The organism is Bradyrhizobium sp. 17 (assembly GCF_023073515.1).
In the GTDB taxonomy this organism is placed as follows: Bacteria; Pseudomonadota; Alphaproteobacteria; order Rhizobiales; family Xanthobacteraceae; genus Bradyrhizobium; species Bradyrhizobium canariense_D.
In genome coordinates, this window is record NZ_JADPJQ010000130.1 from 275,174 (window position 1) to 292,330 (window position 17,157).

At 63.4% G+C, this 17,157-nt stretch carries 21 protein-coding genes; 11 read left to right on the top strand and 10 right to left on the bottom strand.

All coding sequences use genetic code 11. The features are described 5' to 3' along the window. Nucleotides 1–44 precede the first annotated feature (44 nt). A complete protein-coding gene (locus tag IVB13_RS37475) occupies nucleotides 45–1,229 on the bottom strand; it encodes an MFS transporter (protein WP_247492762.1) in 1,185 nt (394 codons plus the stop codon). 181 nt (nucleotides 1,230–1,410) lie between these two features. Between IVB13_RS37475 and IVB13_RS37480 the strand changes: the two genes are divergently transcribed. Next, a complete protein-coding gene (locus IVB13_RS37480; RefSeq protein ID WP_018459192.1) occupies nucleotides 1,411–1,863 on the top strand; it encodes a helix-turn-helix domain-containing protein in 453 nt (150 codons plus the stop codon). A 41-nt stretch (nucleotides 1,864–1,904) separates the two neighbouring features. On the opposite strand, the gene IVB13_RS37485 is transcribed toward IVB13_RS37480, so the two are convergent. Continuing rightward, nucleotides 1,905–2,276, bottom strand: a complete 372-nt coding sequence (locus tag IVB13_RS37485) for a nuclear transport factor 2 family protein (protein ID WP_085352858.1) — start codon at nucleotides 2,274–2,276, stop codon at nucleotides 1,905–1,907. Nucleotides 2,277–2,424: 148 nt separating this feature from the next. Here IVB13_RS37485 and guaA point away from each other — a divergent pair, with 148 nt between their 5' ends. Both guaA and IVB13_RS37495 read left to right on the top strand, forming a co-directional pair. Next, the gene (gene guaA, locus IVB13_RS37490; RefSeq protein WP_247492563.1) at nucleotides 2,425–4,023 is read left to right on the top strand and encodes a glutamine-hydrolyzing GMP synthase; all 1,599 of its coding nucleotides are present in this window, start codon (nucleotides 2,425–2,427) and stop codon (nucleotides 4,021–4,023) included. Nucleotides 4,024–4,040: 17 nt separating this feature from the next. Beyond that, nucleotides 4,041–4,430, top strand: a complete 390-nt coding sequence (locus tag IVB13_RS37495; RefSeq protein ID WP_018459189.1) for a hypothetical protein — start codon at nucleotides 4,041–4,043, stop codon at nucleotides 4,428–4,430. Nucleotides 4,431–4,570: 140 nt separating this feature from the next. Here IVB13_RS37495 and IVB13_RS37500 read toward each other — a convergent pair whose 3' ends face one another. From IVB13_RS37500 to IVB13_RS37520, 5 genes are all read right to left on the bottom strand, one after another. Beyond that, entirely contained in the window at nucleotides 4,571–5,203 is a 633-nt protein-coding gene (locus tag IVB13_RS37500; RefSeq protein ID WP_085352860.1) for a class I SAM-dependent methyltransferase, read from the bottom strand. Nucleotides 5,204–5,214: 11 nt separating this feature from the next. Then, entirely contained in the window at nucleotides 5,215–5,625 is a 411-nt protein-coding gene (locus IVB13_RS37505) for a nuclear transport factor 2 family protein (RefSeq protein ID WP_085352861.1), read from the bottom strand. 85 nt (nucleotides 5,626–5,710) lie between these two features. After that, a complete protein-coding gene (locus IVB13_RS37510; protein WP_085352862.1) occupies nucleotides 5,711–6,310 on the bottom strand; it encodes an NADPH-dependent F420 reductase in 600 nt (199 codons plus the stop codon). Nucleotides 6,311–6,342: 32 nt separating this feature from the next. Further along, nucleotides 6,343–7,095 (bottom strand): glucose 1-dehydrogenase, encoded by a 753-nt coding sequence (locus IVB13_RS37515; protein WP_247455685.1) that lies wholly within the window; start codon nucleotides 7,093–7,095, stop codon nucleotides 6,343–6,345. 49 nt (nucleotides 7,096–7,144) lie between these two features. After that, the gene (locus IVB13_RS37520; protein ID WP_085352864.1) at nucleotides 7,145–7,879 is read right to left on the bottom strand and encodes an SDR family oxidoreductase; all 735 of its coding nucleotides are present in this window, start codon (nucleotides 7,877–7,879) and stop codon (nucleotides 7,145–7,147) included. Between the two features lie 265 nt (nucleotides 7,880–8,144). Between IVB13_RS37520 and IVB13_RS37525 the strand changes: the two genes are divergently transcribed. Continuing rightward, complete coding sequence (locus IVB13_RS37525) at nucleotides 8,145–9,041, top strand: LysR family transcriptional regulator (protein ID WP_018459184.1); 897 nt, start codon at nucleotides 8,145–8,147, stop codon at nucleotides 9,039–9,041. Nucleotides 9,042–9,190: 149 nt separating this feature from the next. Next, entirely contained in the window at nucleotides 9,191–10,093 is a 903-nt protein-coding gene (locus tag IVB13_RS37530) for an HNH endonuclease (RefSeq protein WP_085352865.1), read from the top strand. 15 nt (nucleotides 10,094–10,108) lie between these two features. Here the strand turns inward: IVB13_RS37530 and IVB13_RS37535 are convergent, their stop codons facing one another. Beyond that, the gene (locus IVB13_RS37535) at nucleotides 10,109–11,008 is read right to left on the bottom strand and encodes a LysR family transcriptional regulator (protein WP_085352866.1); all 900 of its coding nucleotides are present in this window, start codon (nucleotides 11,006–11,008) and stop codon (nucleotides 10,109–10,111) included. A gap of 111 nt (nucleotides 11,009–11,119) precedes the next feature. Between IVB13_RS37535 and IVB13_RS37540 the strand changes: the two genes are divergently transcribed. The 4 genes from IVB13_RS37540 to IVB13_RS37555 all read left to right on the top strand — a co-directional run bounded on the left by IVB13_RS37540 (nucleotide 11,120) and on the right by IVB13_RS37555 (nucleotide 13,965). Then, nucleotides 11,120–11,764, top strand: coding sequence for a DsbA family protein (locus tag IVB13_RS37540; RefSeq protein WP_085353049.1), 645 nt, complete (start codon nucleotides 11,120–11,122; stop codon nucleotides 11,762–11,764). Nucleotides 11,765–11,836: 72 nt separating this feature from the next. After that, nucleotides 11,837–12,733: an MBL fold metallo-hydrolase gene (locus tag IVB13_RS37545; RefSeq protein WP_026233752.1), complete on the top strand. Its 897-nt coding sequence runs from the start codon at nucleotides 11,837–11,839 to the stop codon at nucleotides 12,731–12,733. A 1-nt stretch (nucleotide 12,734) separates the two neighbouring features. Continuing rightward, complete coding sequence (locus tag IVB13_RS37550) at nucleotides 12,735–13,139, top strand: nuclear transport factor 2 family protein (protein WP_204510960.1); 405 nt, start codon at nucleotides 12,735–12,737, stop codon at nucleotides 13,137–13,139. 259 nt (nucleotides 13,140–13,398) lie between these two features. Next, the gene (locus IVB13_RS37555; RefSeq protein WP_085352868.1) at nucleotides 13,399–13,965 is read left to right on the top strand and encodes a suppressor of fused domain protein; all 567 of its coding nucleotides are present in this window, start codon (nucleotides 13,399–13,401) and stop codon (nucleotides 13,963–13,965) included. Nucleotides 13,966–14,056: 91 nt separating this feature from the next. Here the strand turns inward: IVB13_RS37555 and IVB13_RS37560 are convergent, their stop codons facing one another. Continuing rightward, nucleotides 14,057–14,404 (bottom strand): hypothetical protein, encoded by a 348-nt coding sequence (locus IVB13_RS37560; protein WP_085352869.1) that lies wholly within the window; start codon nucleotides 14,402–14,404, stop codon nucleotides 14,057–14,059. Nucleotides 14,405–14,767: 363 nt separating this feature from the next. Here IVB13_RS37560 and IVB13_RS37565 point away from each other — a divergent pair, with 363 nt between their 5' ends. Together IVB13_RS37565 and IVB13_RS37570 are read left to right on the top strand one after the other, a co-directional pair. Further along, a complete protein-coding gene (locus tag IVB13_RS37565) occupies nucleotides 14,768–15,649 on the top strand; it encodes an AraC family transcriptional regulator (RefSeq protein WP_247455688.1) in 882 nt (293 codons plus the stop codon). A gap of 167 nt (nucleotides 15,650–15,816) precedes the next feature. Beyond that, the gene (locus IVB13_RS37570; RefSeq protein ID WP_085395942.1) at nucleotides 15,817–16,575 is read left to right on the top strand and encodes an SDR family oxidoreductase; all 759 of its coding nucleotides are present in this window, start codon (nucleotides 15,817–15,819) and stop codon (nucleotides 16,573–16,575) included. Nucleotides 16,576–16,664: 89 nt separating this feature from the next. On the opposite strand, the gene IVB13_RS37575 is transcribed toward IVB13_RS37570, so the two are convergent. After that, nucleotides 16,665–17,015, bottom strand: coding sequence for an ethanolamine utilization protein (locus IVB13_RS37575; RefSeq protein ID WP_247338078.1), 351 nt, complete (start codon nucleotides 17,013–17,015; stop codon nucleotides 16,665–16,667). Nucleotides 17,016–17,157 lie beyond the last annotated feature (142 nt).

The following is a 17,157-nucleotide window of genomic DNA, read 5'->3' on the forward strand; positions in this document are numbered from 1 at the left end:
TTCGCGGTAGTCCTCATTTTTACAGTTCTTATTGTTTTCGGCCCTTATTTTTGCCCATGCATCAGCGCGCAATCTGCCGTCACCGGCATCCTGCTTGCGATGATGACCCAGACCAGCAGCGCGGCGGCACTGATTCCCGCGCCGAGCACGCAGACGCCGGACCAGCCGGCCATCGCGTACACCATCGTCGACGCGATCGCGCCAATCGCGCTTCCGACCGAGTAGAACACCATGTAACCGCCCACCAGTCGGCTCGCCGCATCGGGCCGCACGGCGATGATCAGGCTCTGGCTCGTCACGTGCACGGCCTGGAGTCCCAGATCCAGCACGATCACGCCGGCGACGACCAGCCAGAGCGAGCTTTGCAGGCAGGCGATCGGAGCCCAGGCAGCCAGCATCAGCAGCAGTGACAGCCCGGTGGTCCGCTGGGCCCATCCGAGATCGGCAAGCCGCCCGGCATTGCGCGCCGCGAGCGCTCCGGCGAACCCGGCGACGCCGAGCAATCCGATGGTGGTATGCGACAGCGCGAAGGGAGGCGCCGAGAGCGGCAGCACGATCGACGTCCAGAACACGTTGAGATTGGCGAAGATCAGAAACGCAAACAACGCGCGCTCGCGCAGTATCGGCTCCTCGACAAACAGCGAGGCGGTTGAGCGCAACAGCGACAGATAAGAGGATCGGGCCAGCGCCGGCTGCCGGCCGCGCGGCAGCACGCGCAGGAGCAGCGCCGCCATGGCCAGCATGAGGCCGGCCGAGACCAGGTAGACCATTCGCCAGCCGCCGAAATCGGCCAGCGCGCCCGAGGCGAACCGCGCCAGCAGGATGCCGGCGACGATGCCGCTCGTGACGGTGCCGATCGCGCGGCCGCGCCCGTCCGGTCTGGCCAGCGTCGCGGCAAAGGCGACGAGGACCTGGACGACGACGGCGAGCATGCCGACTAGCGCCATTCCCACAAGCAGCACGGCGGCATGCGCCGCCGTGCCGACGATGACGAGGCCGATCGCCGACAGCACGGTCTGGCCGACGATCAGGCGGCGGCGATCCCAGAGGTCGCCGAGCGGCACGATCAGGATCAGGCCGAACGCGTAGCCGATTTGGGTGAAGGTCACCACCATCCCGATCGCGGCGGGGTCGATGCCGAGATCGCGCGCCATGGCATCGAGCAGCGGCTGCGCGAAGTAGATATTGGCGACGCTCAGGCCGCAGGTCAGCGCCAGCAGCATCGCCATCCCGCGCGAGAGCCCGCGCCCGGCGGTGTCGTCGGCCTTTTCGTCGGCGTTGGTCGGTCCGGCTGTGGCGGCATCGTGGATTGTCATTGTCGTCTCCGGCACGTTCTATCTAGTCTTAAAATAAGACCAGTTGCACACCGCGCTGTCCAGTCCTATTTTAAGACCAATTTGGAGGCGGCGAATGAAGCGGACCGGTTTTGCCGAGGCTGACTGCCCGGTGGCGCGTGCACTGGACGCAGTTGGGGACATTTGGTCGCTTCTGATCGTGCGCGATGCCTTCGACGGGCTGCGTCGATTTGGCGATTTCCAGAAGAACCTCGGCATCGCCAAGGGCATGCTCACTGCGCGGCTGCACAGGCTGGTGGAGCTTGGCGTGCTCGAACTGATTCCGGCCTCCGACGGCAGCGCCTATCGGGAATATGCGCTGACCAAGAGGGGGCGCGAGCTGTTTCCAGTCGTGGTCAGCTTGCGCCAATGGGGCGAAGCGAATCTCTACGCGCGCGGCGAAGTCCATTCGGACCTGGTGGACGAGACGGGCCAGCCGGTCGGGAAGCTCGTGCTTCCGTCGCGGGCCGGCCGTCCACTGGCATGGTCCGATACCAGGGTGAGAAAGGCCGGTCTGCGCAAGCGCTGATTCGCGTCGGCCTTGGTGCGTCCTCGAGCTAGAAGCGCGACTCAGGGCACCGGATGATTCGCCGATCCCTGCACGATCTTTCCGGCCGCGTTCACCCGCAGATATTCGCAGATCCGCTTTCCCCGCTCGTTCTCGTAGAACACCACCACGCTATCAGGGCTGACGAACAATTCGATCAGCGAGAAATGCAGATTCGGCAACAGGGCGAGCGCCTTGCCCCAATAGGCGCGCAACGCATCCTTTCCGCGCACGGTGCCGCTTTCATCGAATCCCATCGCGGGGATGCGGTCCGAGGTCATCACGGTTTCCTCGTCATAGAGCGTGAGCACGCGTTCGAGCTCGCGCGCGTTCCAGGCCTCGACCCAGGTGCGGCCGAGCTCTGCAAGCGATGACGGCTGATGATGGTTTGGCATGGCGTTCTCCCTGATCGGCCCTTGGTGAGTGGCGGGCCATATAGGTCAATAATACTTACCTATATCAATTTGTCCATACCCCAAAGAAGAATGTGGGCGCGCGGCCCGCGCGGTTGCGGGAAAAGCCCCCGTCGCGTATCTGCTTGCCATGACAGCAGCACAGACCGACCGCTCCGCGTCGACGCCCTCGGTGGCCTCGGCGCATGACAAGATTCTCATCGTCGACTTCGGCAGCCAGGTGACGCAGCTCATTGCGCGTCGCGTGCGCGAGGACGGCGTCTATTGCGAAATCGTCCCGTTCAACAAGGCCGAACAAGCCTTCAACGAGATGAAGCCGAAGGCGGTGGTTCTCTCCGGCGGCCCTGAATCGGTACATGAGGCGGGATCGCCCCGGGCGCCGCAAGCGATCTTCGATTCCGGCGTGCCGGTAATGGGCATCTGCTACGGCCAGATGGCCATGGCGGAGCAGCTCGGCGGCACCGTCGAGGGCGGCCATCACCGCGAATTCGGCCGCGCCGATGTGGAGGTGAAGGCGCCGAGCAAGCTGTTCGAGGACGTCTGGTCGGCAGGCGGCAAGAACCAGGTCTGGATGAGCCATGGCGACCGCATCACCAAGATGCCGCCGGGCTTCTCGGTCGCCGGCACCTCGCCGAACGCGCCGTTCGCGATCATACAGGACGAGACGCGCAAATATTACGGCCTGATGTTCCACCCGGAAGTGGTGCACACGCCCGACGGCGCCAAACTGATCCGAAATTTCGTCCGCAAGATCGCAGGCCTTTCCGGCGACTGGACCATGCGCGCCTTCCGCGAGGAGGAGATCGCGAAGATCCGCGCCCAGGTCGGCACGGGCAGGGTGCTCTGCGGCCTGTCCGGCGGAGTCGATTCCGCGGTCGCGGCCGTGCTGATCCACGAAGCGATCGGCGAGCAGCTCACCTGCGTTTTCGTCGATCACGGCATGCTGCGCCTTGACGAAGCGAAGACGGTCGTCGACCTGTTCCGCCACCACTACAACATCCCGCTCGTGCACGTGGATGCCTCGAAGCAGTTTTTGGGCGAGCTCGAAGGCGTCACCGACCCGGAAGTGAAGCGCAAGACCATCGGTCGCCTCTTCATCGAGGTGTTCGAGGCGGAGGCCAAGAAGATCGGCGGCGCTGACTTCCTGGCGCAAGGCACGCTCTATCCTGACGTGATCGAGAGCGTCTCCTTCACCGGCGGCCCGTCGGTGACGATCAAGTCGCACCACAATGTCGGCGGGCTCCCCGAGCGCATGAACATGAAGCTGGTCGAGCCCCTGCGCGAGCTGTTCAAGGACGAGGTGCGCAAGCTCGGCCGCGAGCTCGGCCTGCCCGAAATCTTCGTCGGCCGCCACCCGTTCCCGGGCCCCGGCCTCGCCATCCGCTGCCCCGGCGAGATCACCCGCGACAAGCTCGAGATCCTGCGCAAGGCGGACGCGGTCTACATCGACCAGATCAGGAAGCACGGTCTCTACGACGACATCTGGCAGGCCTTTGCCGTGCTGCTTCCTGTGAAGACCGTGGGCGTCATGGGCGACGGCCGCACCTACGACTTCGTCGTCGGCCTGCGCGCCGTCACCTCCACCGACGGCATGACCGCGGACTTCTACCAGTTCGACATGAAGTTCTTGGGCGAGACCGCGACGCGCATCATCAACGAGGTGAAGGGCGTGAACCGGGTGGTGTATGACGTGACCAGCAAGCCGCCTGGGACGATTGAGTGGGAGTAGTTTTTAGAGACCGAGGCATGCTGATGCGCGCCGCGTTGAAAGTGGTGATGGCCGCAATATTTGCCATGCCGGCTGCGGTGGCTCTGGCGAAGTCTCCGGACTGCGCGAGTTGGCCCAATAACATGGCCCTCGTGCACCTCAAGAACGCCGGCCTGATTGATATCCCATCAGTGATCGAGGCGCAGACCAAGGCCGTTCGTCTCGCATCCGAAAAGATCGGCAAAGACCTCTACCAGCAGGTTTACGACATCACGTTTCACACCAAGGATGGCAAGACGATCGAGGTCATCACGAAAAGCCAAGCATCAAGCGAGGAATGCTCGATGAGCGGCGTCGACATCTACGTGGTCTCGAACAAAATCGGGGGGTCGGCGGAGCTGCCATCTGACGGCAGGACTAAAAAGTGATCCGGTTGCATCGAAAGCTCAAGAACCGAAATTGACCTGCAGCGGATGCGTAGGGCGGATTAGCCGCAAATCCGGCCTCTCTCGCCGAGTCGCGCGCAAGATGGCAGATTACGCTTCGCTAATCCGCCCTACGATCTCTGTCACGGCTTCACGAACCGATACACGAAGCGATCGGTTTTGCCCTTGATGGCGGGATCGAACACCTTGATCGTGTGCGGATCGTCCTTGTTCGCGAGCAGGGTGCTTTCCGCGTCCAGCACGAAGCCGGCCGCCTCCACCTCCTTGCGAACGGATGCAGGCTCAATCCGATGCAGCGATTGGGCCTCGCTCGTGCCCGCCCCGAGCGCGGCGGCGTGGTCGACGATGACGTAGCACCCGCCGGGCTTCAGCCGCTCGTAGACGGCGCGATTGAAGTCGGCCGCCGTCGCGCCCCTGGCCTGGATCAGCGCGGTGTGGAGGTCGTGATAGAACAGGTGCAGCCACAGGACATCCGCTGGTCGCGTGACCTGCGGCATCGCCACGAGGTCCGCTGACACGGCTTCGACGTTGTCTCGGCCCGGCTCCTTCGCAAGCCTCCGCATAAGGCCGAGCGGATCGTTCTTGAAGTGCGCGACTTCGGCCGGCACGAAGCTGTCAACCCGTCCTTCGGGTCCCACGATCTCGGAGAAGACACGGGTCCAGTCGCCGTCGCCTGGGTAAACGTCGATCACGGTGGCGCCCGCATCGATACGTGCGAACCGGATCAACTCGGACAGCTTGGATTGGTCGTACATCTGGATTTCCTTTAGGCTTGGGCATTCGACACGCGCGCGGCTCGTGCCAGTGCCTGCGTGTCGACGTACTCCCGGATGTTCGTCAGTTTGCCGTTGCGAACGGCGATGGCGAAGACCCAGTCGTCCCTAAACGTCTTGTTCGTGGCTTTGATCTTTCCCTTTGCGAATCCGACGACCAGGACCCGGTCTCCTTGCGCCACGAACTCGCGGGGTTCGGTGGACGTTTCGATCGACTTGGATGCCGTCTCGAGCAAATCCGCCACCCCGTCGTGCCCGCGATGCGTTCCGGCCAGCGGCCAGTCCTCGCCGGGGATGATCCACTCGATGTCCTCGCTGACCAGCGCCAGCAGAGCCTCGCTGTCGCCGCGGCCGATCGCGGCGAAGAAGTCCTTCACGGTCTGGATGTTCTTGTCGGTGCTCATAGTCATTTCTCCATGTCACTCGGATCGGATCGCGCGCGATCCGATCCCGTGTGTCGTATCCCCCAGGGTGGGAACCTCGTGTTCGTCAGTCGAACTTGACCAGATCCTTGAAGATCAGTTGACCCCAGCTGTTTCCACGCGCCTGCAGGAGCAGTCCGCCTTCCGAAAGCCCGCCAAGCTTGATCGGCGCGAAGCCGAGAGTTTCCGCAAGCGTGCCAATCTCCACTGTGGCGTCGTGATCGTCGCTCGCCAGGAACACGACTCTCCTGCCACCATGGAGGGCCGGATCCTGGGCAAGGACGGCAGCACCCAAATGGTTGAAGCCCTTGACCAGTCGACCGCCGGTGAAGGCTTGCGCGAGGGCCTTGGACGAAGGTTGTCCCCCCAGTCTCTCAGGCGGCACGCCGTAGGCGTTGGTCACATCGACGATCGTCTTGCCCTGCCAGGTGGGCAGCGCTTTCGCGACATCCTGGTGCGACTCGAAACGGACCGCCAAAAAGACGATGTCCGCCTTGACGGCGTCCGCCAGCTTTTTGGGAATGATCGAGGGTCCGATCACGGCCGCGGCGGATGTAAAGCTTTCCGGGTCGCGCGTGGTTGCAACGGAGACTTCGATGCCGTTGCGGGCAAACGCGCTGGCCAGGGCTTGGCCGATAGGGCCGAAGCCGATGATTGCGTAGCTCATGATGTTTCTCCGAATTTGTGTCGATGGCGCGGTCAGACCTGGGCCATGCCGCCATCGACGGCGAGATCCACGCCGGTGATGTAAGAACTTTCATCGGAGGCGAGGAACGTGACGGCAGCCGCGATTTCCTCCGGCTTGCCCCTGCGACCCATCGGGACCTGTGAAGCAAATTGGCTGGCCGCTTGCTCGGCTTGCTCGCGGGTCAAGCCCGTCGTCGTCTCCAGGGCGGGAGTCTCCGTTGGCCCGGGGCTCATCGTATTGACGCGGATTTTGCGGTCCTTCAGCTCCAGCGTCCAAGCGCGCGAGAAGCTGCGCACCGCCGCCTTGCTCGCGGCGTAGACGCTGAACCCCGGCAACCCCTTCACGTTCGACACCGAAGAGTTCAGGATGATCGAACCGCCGTCCTTAAAGAGGGGGAGGGCTTTCTGCACCGTAAAGAACAGGCCTTTCACGTTCACATCGAAGGTCTGGTCGAAATGGGCCTTGGTCGCTAGCGCGAGCGGCGCGATTGTCCCCGCGCCTGCGTTCGCGAAGAGAATGTCGATGTGACCATGTTTCTCCTTCACGACGGCATAGAGCCGGTCCAGATCTTCCAGGCGCGACACGTCGCTCACGACCGTCGTCACGTTTCTCTCGATGAAGGCTGCGGCCTCCTTCAGCTCTTTCTCGCGTCGCCCGGTGATCACCACGTGCGCACCTTCGTCCACGAAGCGCTTGGCCGTGGCCAATCCAATGCCGCTGCTGCCGCCGGTGATGACGGCGATCTTGCCTTCTAGTTTTTTCATGATGTTTATCTTTCATTGTGTGTGGGCCAGGCGCGGGACCGCGCCGGGATCAGAGTTGCGCCAGGCCGCCGTCGACGGCGACTTCGCTGGCGGTCATGAAGCTGCTGTCCGAGGAGGCGAGAAAGGCAGCCACCGCCCCGATCTCCGCCGGATCGGCCATGCGCTGCAGCGGAGTCATCGCGGCGAACACCTTCTGTCCCTCTTCGCCCAGCGCTTCCTTCGCGAGTTCGGTCGCGGTCGCTCCGGGCGACAGCACGTTGACCCGGATGCCGCTGCCTTTCAGGTCCTCCGCCCAGGTCCGCGCGAGGTTTCGCACGGCCGCCTTGCTCGCGCTGTAGGCGCTCATGGCCGGGGCGCCCGTCGTGCCGGCGCTCGATCCCGTCAGGATGATCGAACCGCCCCGGCGCATCAGCGGCAGCGCCTTCTGCACCGTGAAAATCGTACCCTTCACATTGGTGTCGAAGGCCTCATCGATGTGCGCGGCGGTGATCTTGCCGAGCGCAAGCTGACTTCCCGCGCCGGCATTGGCGAAGACGATGTCGAGGGTTCCGCGCTCGGCCTTCACCGCCGCGTAGAGGCGGTCGAGGTCGGCTTCATCCGAGACCGAGCCCTTCACCGCGCGGGCATTGGGCCCGAGGGCGGCGACAGCAGCGTCGAGGGCTTGCTGTCGGCGGCCGAAGATGAAGACGAAAGCGCCATCCTCGATGAAGCGCTTTGCCGCGGCGCGGCCGATGCCGGTCGCGCCACCCGTGATGACTGCAACCTTGCCGTCAAGCTTTCCCATAATGTCTCCTGTCGTGGTGTCGGGGCAGCATCTGCCCCCGAGGACCCCGACATAGGTCCGCCGGCCCTAAGCGTTGAGTGCGGAAGCGCGCACATCGGTGGTGCGAAATCGATCCGGCCGGACGACTAACGCCGACGGCGACGATCGGTGTCCGTCGCTCAGAAAGGGCCCTGCTGGCCGGAACCGGCTATGATCACTGCCCATACTGCTGTAGGAGGCATCAGATACGGCTTGAAAGGCGCACCGCGCGGTGCGGGATTGCACCATGATCGACTGGGACGATGTTCGCTATTTTCTAGCCGTCGCGCGGGGAGGCTCGGTGCGGGCGGCCGCCGAGCACCTCGGCGTGAACCACGCGACCGTGCTGCGACGCATCGCCCAGCTCGAGGAACGCCTTGGGGTCCAGATGTTCGAAAAGCTGCCTTCGGGCTACCGGCTGACGGCTGCGGGCGAGGAGGTCCTCGAATTCGCCGACCAGATGGAAGCCTCGTCACACCAGCTGGAGACGCGCGTGTTCGGGCGCGATCAGAGCGTGCGCGGGCGTCTGCGGGTGACGCTGGCGCCGCCGATGGCGACACATTTGCTGATGCCTGATTTCGCCGATTTCGCGCGTCTGCATCCCGATATCGAGATGGATGTCCTGTCGTTCGGCGAACTGGCAAATCTGACCAACCGTGAGGCCGACGTCGCGATCCGCGTCGTCTACGAGCGCAAAACCCTGCCGCAAAATCTTCATGGCATGAAGGGACCGGAGCTGTTCGGCGCCGTCTACATGTCCAGGGATCGACTGGCCGCGTGGCGTGCGGGCGCGCCGGATCCCTTCCGCTGGATCGTCATCAGCATGCACGGCATCCCGGATTGGGCCAGCGCGGGCGAGGTTCGCACCACGGACGTTCCATTCAGGACCAGTGACGCCGGAGCGCAGATCGCTGCTGTCCGGCAAGGGCTGGGGATCACGACACTGCCGTGCTTCGTCGGCGATGCCGACCCGCTGCTGGTGCGGGTGCCGGGGACCGACCTGCACATGTACGGAACGGTCTGGCTCCTCACGCAGGGAGAGACGCGCAAGACCAAGCGCGTGCGGCTGTTCACGGAGTTCGTATCACGCAGGCTCGCCGCGTACGCGCCGCTGCTGGCGGGGCTGTCGGTGGCGCGCGAGTGACGCGGGGCGGGTCGTGGGCGGAAAGCTTGGCCTCGACAGATCAAGGCGTTATCGTGCTTCCGAAACAATCGAGTGGGAGTAGGGTTGTGACTGCTATTGATCCAGCATCGCTGGGTGTTGTTTCCTGGAGAGGCAGCGCCGCTTAGGTCATGGGGTTTGGGGTATTCATCCATCGATTGGACTCGATCTACGACGACAGCCCCGCTGAGCAGTACCAATTTCCCAGTCAATATCTTCATCGCGTTGAAGCCTGCATCGGCGATTGGATAGTATATTACGAACCGAGCAAGGTTGCTGAAACGCGCGGTTACTTTGCAATTGCTCGGGTTCAGCAGGTTCTTCCCGATCCCGGTACTTCCGGGATGTATCTCGCTTTAATGGAACCGGGAAGCTATCTCGATTTTGCCAATTCAGTCCCATTCAACGGACCGACGGGTCCAGTAGAGCGCGGTGTTCTTAACGAACAGGGGCGGATTTCAGGACGCGCTCAGTCCGCAGTCCGCCCAATCTCTCCCGACGATTTCAATAGAATATGCGAGCTTGGTTTCGCGGAGAACGCGCCGCTGCTGCCGCGGCGCGACGGCGACCTTCCATCGCTCGATCTTAATGACCAGCCGCAGGTGCCATTCGCGGTTGAGCAGCAGCGCGACCGTGTTAGCGTAACGATCTCGAAAGTCCTGCGTGATCGAGTTTTCCGCCGCATCGTGCTGCGTGCCTATGAAGAGCGTTGCGCCATCACCGGCCTCAAGCTCATCAATGGAATGGGGCGCGCGGAGGTCGCGGCGGCTCACATACGCTCCGTCGAGGCAAACGGGCCGGACATCATCAGCAATGGCGTTGCTCTTTCGGGCACCGCACATTGGATGTTTGATCGTGGTCTCATCAGCTTCGCGGACGATCTGGAGATATTGATCTCGCGCCAGACAAACGATCTGGAGGGAGTGCAATCGATCATCAACAAGACGGAGCGCGCTCTTGCGCCGCGTCGTGCGTCAGATCGGCCACATCCGCACTTCTTAAAGTGGCACCGCGAGCATTGTTTCAAGCAATAAGCAAAACCATACGGCTCATGCGTTCGTACCCGCCCGCCGCTGAGCCGCAATCAGCATCTCCACAAACGCGGTCACCTTCGGCGGGCGGAAGCGGGCTGCGGGGTAGACCGTGTGGATGCCGCCGGATGGCAGTTGCCATTGCGGCAGGATGTGGATGAGGCGGCCCGCCGCGAGATCGTCGGCCACCAGGAAATCCGGCAGCACCGAAAGGCCGCCGCCGGCGAGCACCGCTGCGAGCACCCCCGGCGTCGTGTCGATGGCGATGCTCGCCTGCAGGCGCACGGCGCATCGATCGAGATCACCGCGCGAGAACTGCCACAGCAACGGCTCGCGCAGCGCCATGTTGGCGATGAACGGTAGCGTCACCAATTCGTCGGGATCGCGCGCGGCGGCGATCCGATCCGCGAATGCGGGAGCGCCGACCAGACATTGCCGGAACGATCCGATCTTGCGCGCCTGCAGGCTGGAATCGACCAGCCACCCCACACGGATCGCCATGTCGATGTGGCCTGAGGCGAGGTCGACCGTCTGATCTTCGAGCGTCAACTCCACGCGGCAGTGGGGATAGCGTGCCGCGTAGGCCGTGACGACGGCGATGACGACGGCGGTGCCGTAGTCGTTGGGCGCCGTGATCCGCAAGGTGCCGGTCGGCGCGGCGGCTGCCTGAGCGAGCTCGTCGAAGGCATCCTCCGCTTCGCGCAGGATCATGACGCAGCGCGAATGAAACATGCGGCCCGCCTCGGTCGGATGAACCCGGCGCGTCGTGCGCACGAGCAGGCTGGTGCCGAGATCGCGCTCCAGCTGCGCCACCTGCTGACTCACCACGGCCTTGGTGATGCCGAGCCGCTCGGCGGCCCGGGTGAAGGATCCGGTGTCCACGACGGCTGCGAAATAGGCGAGGCGGTTCAGGTTCATGGGCTCAGTCGGGTGCTATCCAACTGTCAGCCTATCACATACATTCTGTATGTTTTGTTGATATTTTTCTATCAATATGCCCGTGCCACATTGCTGTCCAAGGAGATCGCCATGTCCGCGCCCATTCAAATCACCTACCTGTTCGATCCGCTCTGCGGCTGGTGCTACGGCGCCTCAACGCTGCTCGAACAGCTCGTCGCCCGAACGGATTTCGCTGTCGAACTCGCGCCGACAGGCCTGTTCGCCGGCGAGGGCGCCCGTCCGATGGACGATGGTTTTGCGGCCTACGCCTGGAGCAACGACCAGCGGATCTCGCGCTTGAGCGGCCAGCCCTTCAGCGAAGCCTATCGCCGCGACGTGCTGGGCGACCGCACGCGCCTGTTCGATTCCGGCCCGGCAACATTGGCGCTCACGGCCGTTGCGCTCATGGCGCCTGATCGGGAGTTCGCGGCACTGAAAGCCTTGCAGCTCGTCCGCTATGTCGAGGGACGCGACAGCACGGACATCGCCGTTCTCTCGGATGTGCTGCGCGCGATGAATTTGCCGGAGGTCGCCGCGCGTCTGGCGAGCCCGGACGTCGCACTGATCACCGCATACCGCGCGCGCCTCGAGGCTGCGCGTGCCGAGATGCGCCGATTCGGCGCCAACGGCGTCCCGGCCCTGATCGTCGGGACGGGCCATGATCGCCGCCTCGTGCAAGCAAGCGCCCTGTTCGGCAGCCTGGACGTCCTCGTCGACGGACTGAAGGCGGCCTGAGCGCAGCGATCAACAGAGGCCGGACCATCCAGCTTTCATTTCGCAATCGTAGACAAGCACCAGGAGACCAACATGCCGACAAGGAGAACCATCATGAAAACCACTCTCGCCGCGGGCGCCGCCGCCGTCTTCGCACCCGCAGGCCTCGGCCATGCCGCGGGCGGGCTCGCCTGGAAGCATTTTCCGGCCGGACAGAACGGCTTCTTCCGGGCGCCCGTTCTGGTGTCCGGGCCAAGCGAAGCCGTGCTGATCGATGGCGGCTTCACGCTGTCCGATGGCAAGGCGGTCGCCGACGCCATCAAGGCCACCGGCAAGAAGCTCACCACCATCTATATCAGCCAGTCGGACCCGGATTATTATTTCAGCCTCGGCGCGATCAAGGCTGTCTTCCCCGAGGCCCGCGTGCTCGCGTCGCCAGCGACATTGGCGGCCATTCACGCCAGCGTCGAAAAGAAGCTTGCCGTCTGGGGGCCGCAACTCAAGGCGAACGGCCCGCAGGTGCTGGCCGATGTGGTCATCCCCGAAGCGTTCGACGGCAAGACGCTCAGCGTCGACGGCGAGACCATCGAGATCGTCAGCGCCGACGGCCTGGCCAACCGGCGCTATCTGTTCGTACCCTCGCTCAACGCGGTGTTCGGCGGCGTGCTGATCTTCTCCGGCGTCCATGTCTGGACCGCCGACACGCCGACCAGGGAGCAGCGCGCCGCCTGGATCGCCAATCTCGAAAAGATCGCGGCGCGCAAGCCGGCGATCGTCGTGCCCGGCCATTTGTCGGCGGATGCGAAGACCGACCTGTCCGGTGTCGAGCACACCATCGCCTACCTCAAGGCGTTCGACGAAGAGTTGGCCAAAACCAAGGATTCGGCGGCGCTCAAGGCGGCGATGGAAGCGCGCTTCCCCGGCCTCGGCATGGGCGTTGCGCTCGACATCGGCGCCAAGGTCGCCACCGGCGAGATGAAGTGGGGTTGAGATGGGGGCGAACCTCGACCTGATCCGCGCCACCTATGAGGGATCATCGTCGGAAGAGAACGGCCGCAACTTGCTGGCCGCTCTCGCTCCCGATGCCGCATGGACCGAAGCGGAAGGGTTTCCATACGCGGGCACCTATGTCGGGGCCGAGGCGATCATATCAGGCGTGTTCCGGCGTCTCGCCATCGAATGGACCGGCTACCGCGCCGATGTTCACACCTATCTCGAAGACGGCGACCGCGTCGCCGCCTTCGGCGTCTACTCCGGGACCTACAAGGCGACGGGCAAGTCCATGCGCGCCAATTTCGCGCATCTCTATCTGGTGAAGGACGGCAAGATCGCCAGCATGACCCAATATGTCGACACCGCGATGGTGCAAAAGGCATTGGAGCCTGCCGGCCGGTAACAGCCGCATCACGTCGGAATGCAGGAGGGGGAGCCCGCGACATGCGGGCTCCCCTTTTTCGTTCCGGCGTCTGCTAGATCTTGATGGAATTGTGCCTGGCCGAGGAAGTCCACCGCGCGCCAGAACGTGGTCATGGATATGACCGCCGGCCCCGTCTATACCGAGGTCCCACGACAGGCCAGAGCGGCGATCGTATGCTCGCAGTCATGGTGTTGAAGATATGACTGCCGACGACCTTGGATTTTTGACGTGAGGAGCCATGGCGGTTTCGGAAGACAACAAATCTCTCGCCCGCTATCTGAGAGATGTTACGCAGGGTTCACCGACGGTTACGAAATATTGGGATGACGCCCACGTCAGTGACGTCGACATCATGATCATCAAGGACGTGCCGGCAGGAGGCGTTTCCACTTATGCCAGCCTCGCGCTCTCTGACGCAAAAACCGGCCTGACGTCTGGCGGCAAGGCCCTGGGCGTCGAGATTCTGCTGGCTCTGGCGACGGCCGAGGGCGCCAACATGATCGCGACTTGCGCTTTCAGCATCAAGAAGGGCGAGATCACACCCTTGCCCGGCGTCGTCATTCCGCGAGCCCTGGAACTGTATGGCGAAGGGCGCGAGATGAAGCACGCCATGCTCATCTCTCCGTTCGTGTGGGACCTGGAAACACAGTCCTTCTCGGCCAAGTCCGTCGCCTGGCTGCAGGTACTGCCTATTTCCGACGCCGAGCGGGACTACGCGCTGGCGAACGGGCCCGAAGCGCTGGAGGATCTGCTCCAGGACCGACAGATCGACGTGTTTGACATCGATCGTCCCAGCGCTCTTTGATACCCTGACCGCCGCTATCTTCGTGGACGCCTGCGCTTCGCCTGGAGGATGCTGATGGCATTCGGCCCGATGGGTATCGCTTCGCGTCTCCCTACCGCGGCGCCAGCCCCGCACCGTTTTGAAATGCCAACAGCCCAATGCAGAAAATCGCTGCGCCAACCCACAGCACCACCGGGACCAGGTACGGCGACGAAATGACTTCGAGCACCGGGAACGCTTTGTCTGAAACAAACCTTCTGTGTGCCACCCATGCGGTTGCGACGAGGGGTGTAAAGGTGACAACGAAGTAGAGCGCCCCCAAAACCCAGCCAAAGGCGGTCAAATCCCTGGATCGCGTGACCTCTCCCGCGAAGCCAAGCGCGGCAATTGATACGAACGCGCCCAACGCGCTGATGAGGAGCTCGGCAGCCAGGACGACGATGGATAGAGTTGCAGTCATGCTTGGATTCCGTTTGCGAATGAGATTTCCCTGAAGCCGCAGCCCGATGGCCGGTGACCGCATCAGCCACGATTGAAGTCCTCGAGATCGCGGATGAAGCGTTCGAAGTCGGGCGCCAGTTCGTGCAGAGGAAGGCAGTTCATCCGTACTGACATCTTGAAGGGGAACGCCCACTTTGTGGGTGAAGGGGGGCCGACAGTCTAACGCGTAGAGGAAGGTGCTTGCAATCGGTGTGGTCTTCCCTGAGGAAACCAGTTGCCGGACGTAGCTCCATCCGGGCTAGCGATCCGTGCCAAACCGCAAGATCGGTCGAGCGTGTCATGGCCGTCAGCGACTAGATGGCGCCGCCACGGAGGAGGGACGATGAAGGCGGCGCTGCAAAACTATCAGGACCGCATGCGACGGGTGCTGGACCATATCGACCGGCATCTCGACGGAGATCTGGACCTGGACGGCTTAAGCGCTGTTGCCGCCTTCTCGAAATTTCATTTCCACCGGCAGTTCTCGGCAACCTTCGGATTATCTGTGCATCGCTATGTCCAGCTGGCCCGCATGAAGCGCGCTTCGCACCAGCTGGCCTATATGGACGCCCTTGATGTCACGGATGTTGCGATGGATGCCGGTTACGACGCACCGGATGCCTTCGCCCGCGCCTTTCGGCAACGGTTCGGGCAATCTCCGTCGTCGTTCCGGAAGTCTCCCGACTGGGAGCCGTGGCTTGCGGCCTTAGGGCCTCTCGACAATGCGAGGAGCAAGCTCATGCAGAAGACCCTTACCACTGACGACGTGACGATCCGCGATGTGCCCCCGACACCGGTGGCGATCATGGAGCATCGCGGCGACCCGGCGACGCTTCCCGCCACAATCCAGCGCTTCATCGCGTGGCGCAAGGCGGCTCACCTGCACCCCAGCACAAGTCCGACCTTCAATGTCTGGCGTTCCGAGCGGCGGCTTGCATCACCCGCCGATTACAGCGTGGACCTTTGCGTCGGGACCGCACAAGCGATCGTGGCGAACGGCGAAGAAATCAAGGCCAGCGAGATCCCCGGCGGACGCTGCGCGGTGCTGCGCGTCGTCGGCTACACCGACAATCTCGAGCCGGCCGCGCTCTTCCTTTATCGCGACTGGCTTCCCGCCAGCGGCGAAGAAGCGCGCGACTTCCCGATCTATTGCCAGCGGCTGAGCCTGTTCCCGGAGGTGCCGGAGCACGAGACGGTCGCGGACGTTTTCTTGCCGCTGAAGTAGCGTCTGCTGACGGCGGCCTGTCACTCCGATCGCGGAGACCGGCAGGCCGCCATTCGCGGATCAATACCGCCACGATGTGATCCCGCGTTCAACTCGGGAAACGGGTGGCAGCTCGCCGGTGCCTGATGTCTTGTTCGGCTCCTTTTTGACATCAGGAGAGTCTCGCGGTGGAACTGGCAAACAAGACGATCATCGTAACCGGCGCCAGCAGCGGTATCGGTGCTGCCGCAGCATCGTTGTTCGCGTCCGAAGGCGCCGATGTGGTGCTCGGGGCGCGTCGCGGCCCCGAGCTGCAGGCCGTTGTTGCAAGCATCAAGAGCGCCGGAGGGCGCGCGACGTTTCTCGCCGGGGATGTTCGGGACACCGGCTATGCAGCCCGCCTTGTCGAGCACGCCGTCAAGACTTTCGGAAAGCTCGACGGCGCTTTCAACAATGCCGGCATTGTCGGCGAGATGACGCCAGTCCCCGAGATGAGCGTCGAAAACTGGACCGATGTGCTTGCGGTGAATCTCACCTCGGCGTTCCTCAGCGCGAAGGCGCAGATCCCGGCACTGCGCAAGCAGGGCGGCGGTTCGATCGTTTTCACCTCGTCCTTCGTTGGCTTCAGCAACGGGGGCCTGCCGGGAATGGCGGCGTACGCAGCCTCAAAGGCAGGACTGATCGGCCTGGCTCAATCGCTGGGCGCCGAGCATGCGGCCGAAGGCATTCGCGTCAACGCGCTTCTGCCTGGAGGGACCATCACCCCGGCGGCGGGCGAGGGAAATCCCGACGCCCTGAATTTCATCGCCGGGCTCCACCCGATGAAGCGGATGGCCAGTCCCAAGGAGATCGCGCAGGCGGCGGTTTTTCTCCTGAGCGACCGGGCATCGTTCATGACGGGCAGCCCCATGACGGTTGACGGCGGCATGTCGGTCCGCCTGACCTGACCACGAATCCGCTCGGGCCCGATCGACGGGGCTCTGCGCCGTCGATCGAGCCAATTGATAGCGGGGCGCGCAGTGCGCGAAGGCCTGCTTCACCCGTGCGCCTCCTGCCAGTGCGGATAGGTGACATAGGCGGTGACGGCGCCTTGCTCATGCGAGCGAATGGTGACCTGCGTGCCCTTGGGCATGTGGACGGTCTCGCCCGGACCGGCGGTCATGGTGCCGGCGTTGCTCGACACCGAGAGCTTCCCTTCGAGCACGATCATGACGTCGTCGACAGCGATTGTCTCGTCGAGGATCTGGTTCGGCGCGTAGCGGCCGTAGCCGATGGTGATCGGCGCGCCGTGACGCTGGTCGATCACGTTGCCGACGAATATGTCGCCATCCTGGCCGGGCGAACGCTCGAGCGTTGCGTCCGAGATGGCAAACTTGCGAACTTGCATGAGATGTCTTCCGTCTTTTCAAAGTGGGCGGGTTGAGGACGATAGAAGCCTCAGGCAAGTGTTTTGTTCAGCGCGCCTTGCGGGACCGTTTGACGCAGATTGCGCGACGATGGCTGGCGCGCAGGAGACGATTGGTGCCCAG

Coding starts and splice junctions, on each gene's coding strand:
- IVB13_RS37525 (WP_018459184.1), top strand. CDS start 8,145: ATGATCGACTGGGACGATGTTCGCTATTTTCTAGCCGTCGCGCGGGGA.
- IVB13_RS37560 (WP_085352869.1), bottom strand. CDS start 14,404: ATGACTGCAACTCTATCCATCGTCGTCCTGGCTGCCGAGCTCCTCATC.
- IVB13_RS37555 (WP_085352868.1), top strand. CDS start 13,399: ATGGCGGTTTCGGAAGACAACAAATCTCTCGCCCGCTATCTGAGAGAT.
- IVB13_RS37540 (WP_085353049.1), top strand. CDS start 11,120: ATGTCCGCGCCCATTCAAATCACCTACCTGTTCGATCCGCTCTGCGGC.
- IVB13_RS37480 (WP_018459192.1), top strand. CDS start 1,411: ATGAAGCGGACCGGTTTTGCCGAGGCTGACTGCCCGGTGGCGCGTGCA.
- IVB13_RS37485 (WP_085352858.1), bottom strand. CDS start 2,276: ATGCCAAACCATCATCAGCCGTCATCGCTTGCAGAGCTCGGCCGCACC.
- IVB13_RS37505 (WP_085352861.1), bottom strand. CDS start 5,625: ATGAGCACCGACAAGAACATCCAGACCGTGAAGGACTTCTTCGCCGCG.
- IVB13_RS37550 (WP_204510960.1), top strand. CDS start 12,735: ATGGGGGCGAACCTCGACCTGATCCGCGCCACCTATGAGGGATCATCG.
- IVB13_RS37535 (WP_085352866.1), bottom strand. CDS start 11,008: ATGAACCTGAACCGCCTCGCCTATTTCGCAGCCGTCGTGGACACCGGA.
- IVB13_RS37545 (WP_026233752.1), top strand. CDS start 11,837: ATGCCGACAAGGAGAACCATCATGAAAACCACTCTCGCCGCGGGCGCC.
- IVB13_RS37475 (WP_247492762.1), bottom strand. CDS start 1,229: ATGGCGATGCTGCTGGCGCTGACCTGCGGCCTGAGCGTCGCCAATATC.
- IVB13_RS37530 (WP_085352865.1), top strand. CDS start 9,191: ATGGGGTTTGGGGTATTCATCCATCGATTGGACTCGATCTACGACGAC.
- IVB13_RS37515 (WP_247455685.1), bottom strand. CDS start 7,095: ATGAAAAAACTAGAAGGCAAGATCGCCGTCATCACCGGCGGCAGCAGC.
- guaA (WP_247492563.1), top strand. CDS start 2,425: ATGACAGCAGCACAGACCGACCGCTCCGCGTCGACGCCCTCGGTGGCC.
- IVB13_RS37510 (WP_085352862.1), bottom strand. CDS start 6,310: ATGAGCTACGCAATCATCGGCTTCGGCCCTATCGGCCAAGCCCTGGCC.
- IVB13_RS37520 (WP_085352864.1), bottom strand. CDS start 7,879: ATGGGAAAGCTTGACGGCAAGGTTGCAGTCATCACGGGTGGCGCGACC.
- IVB13_RS37565 (WP_247455688.1), top strand. CDS start 14,768: ATGAAGGCGGCGCTGCAAAACTATCAGGACCGCATGCGACGGGTGCTG.
- IVB13_RS37495 (WP_018459189.1), top strand. CDS start 4,041: ATGCTGATGCGCGCCGCGTTGAAAGTGGTGATGGCCGCAATATTTGCC.
- IVB13_RS37500 (WP_085352860.1), bottom strand. CDS start 5,203: ATGTACGACCAATCCAAGCTGTCCGAGTTGATCCGGTTCGCACGTATC.
- IVB13_RS37575 (WP_247338078.1), bottom strand. CDS start 17,015: ATGCAAGTTCGCAAGTTTGCCATCTCGGACGCAACGCTCGAGCGTTCG.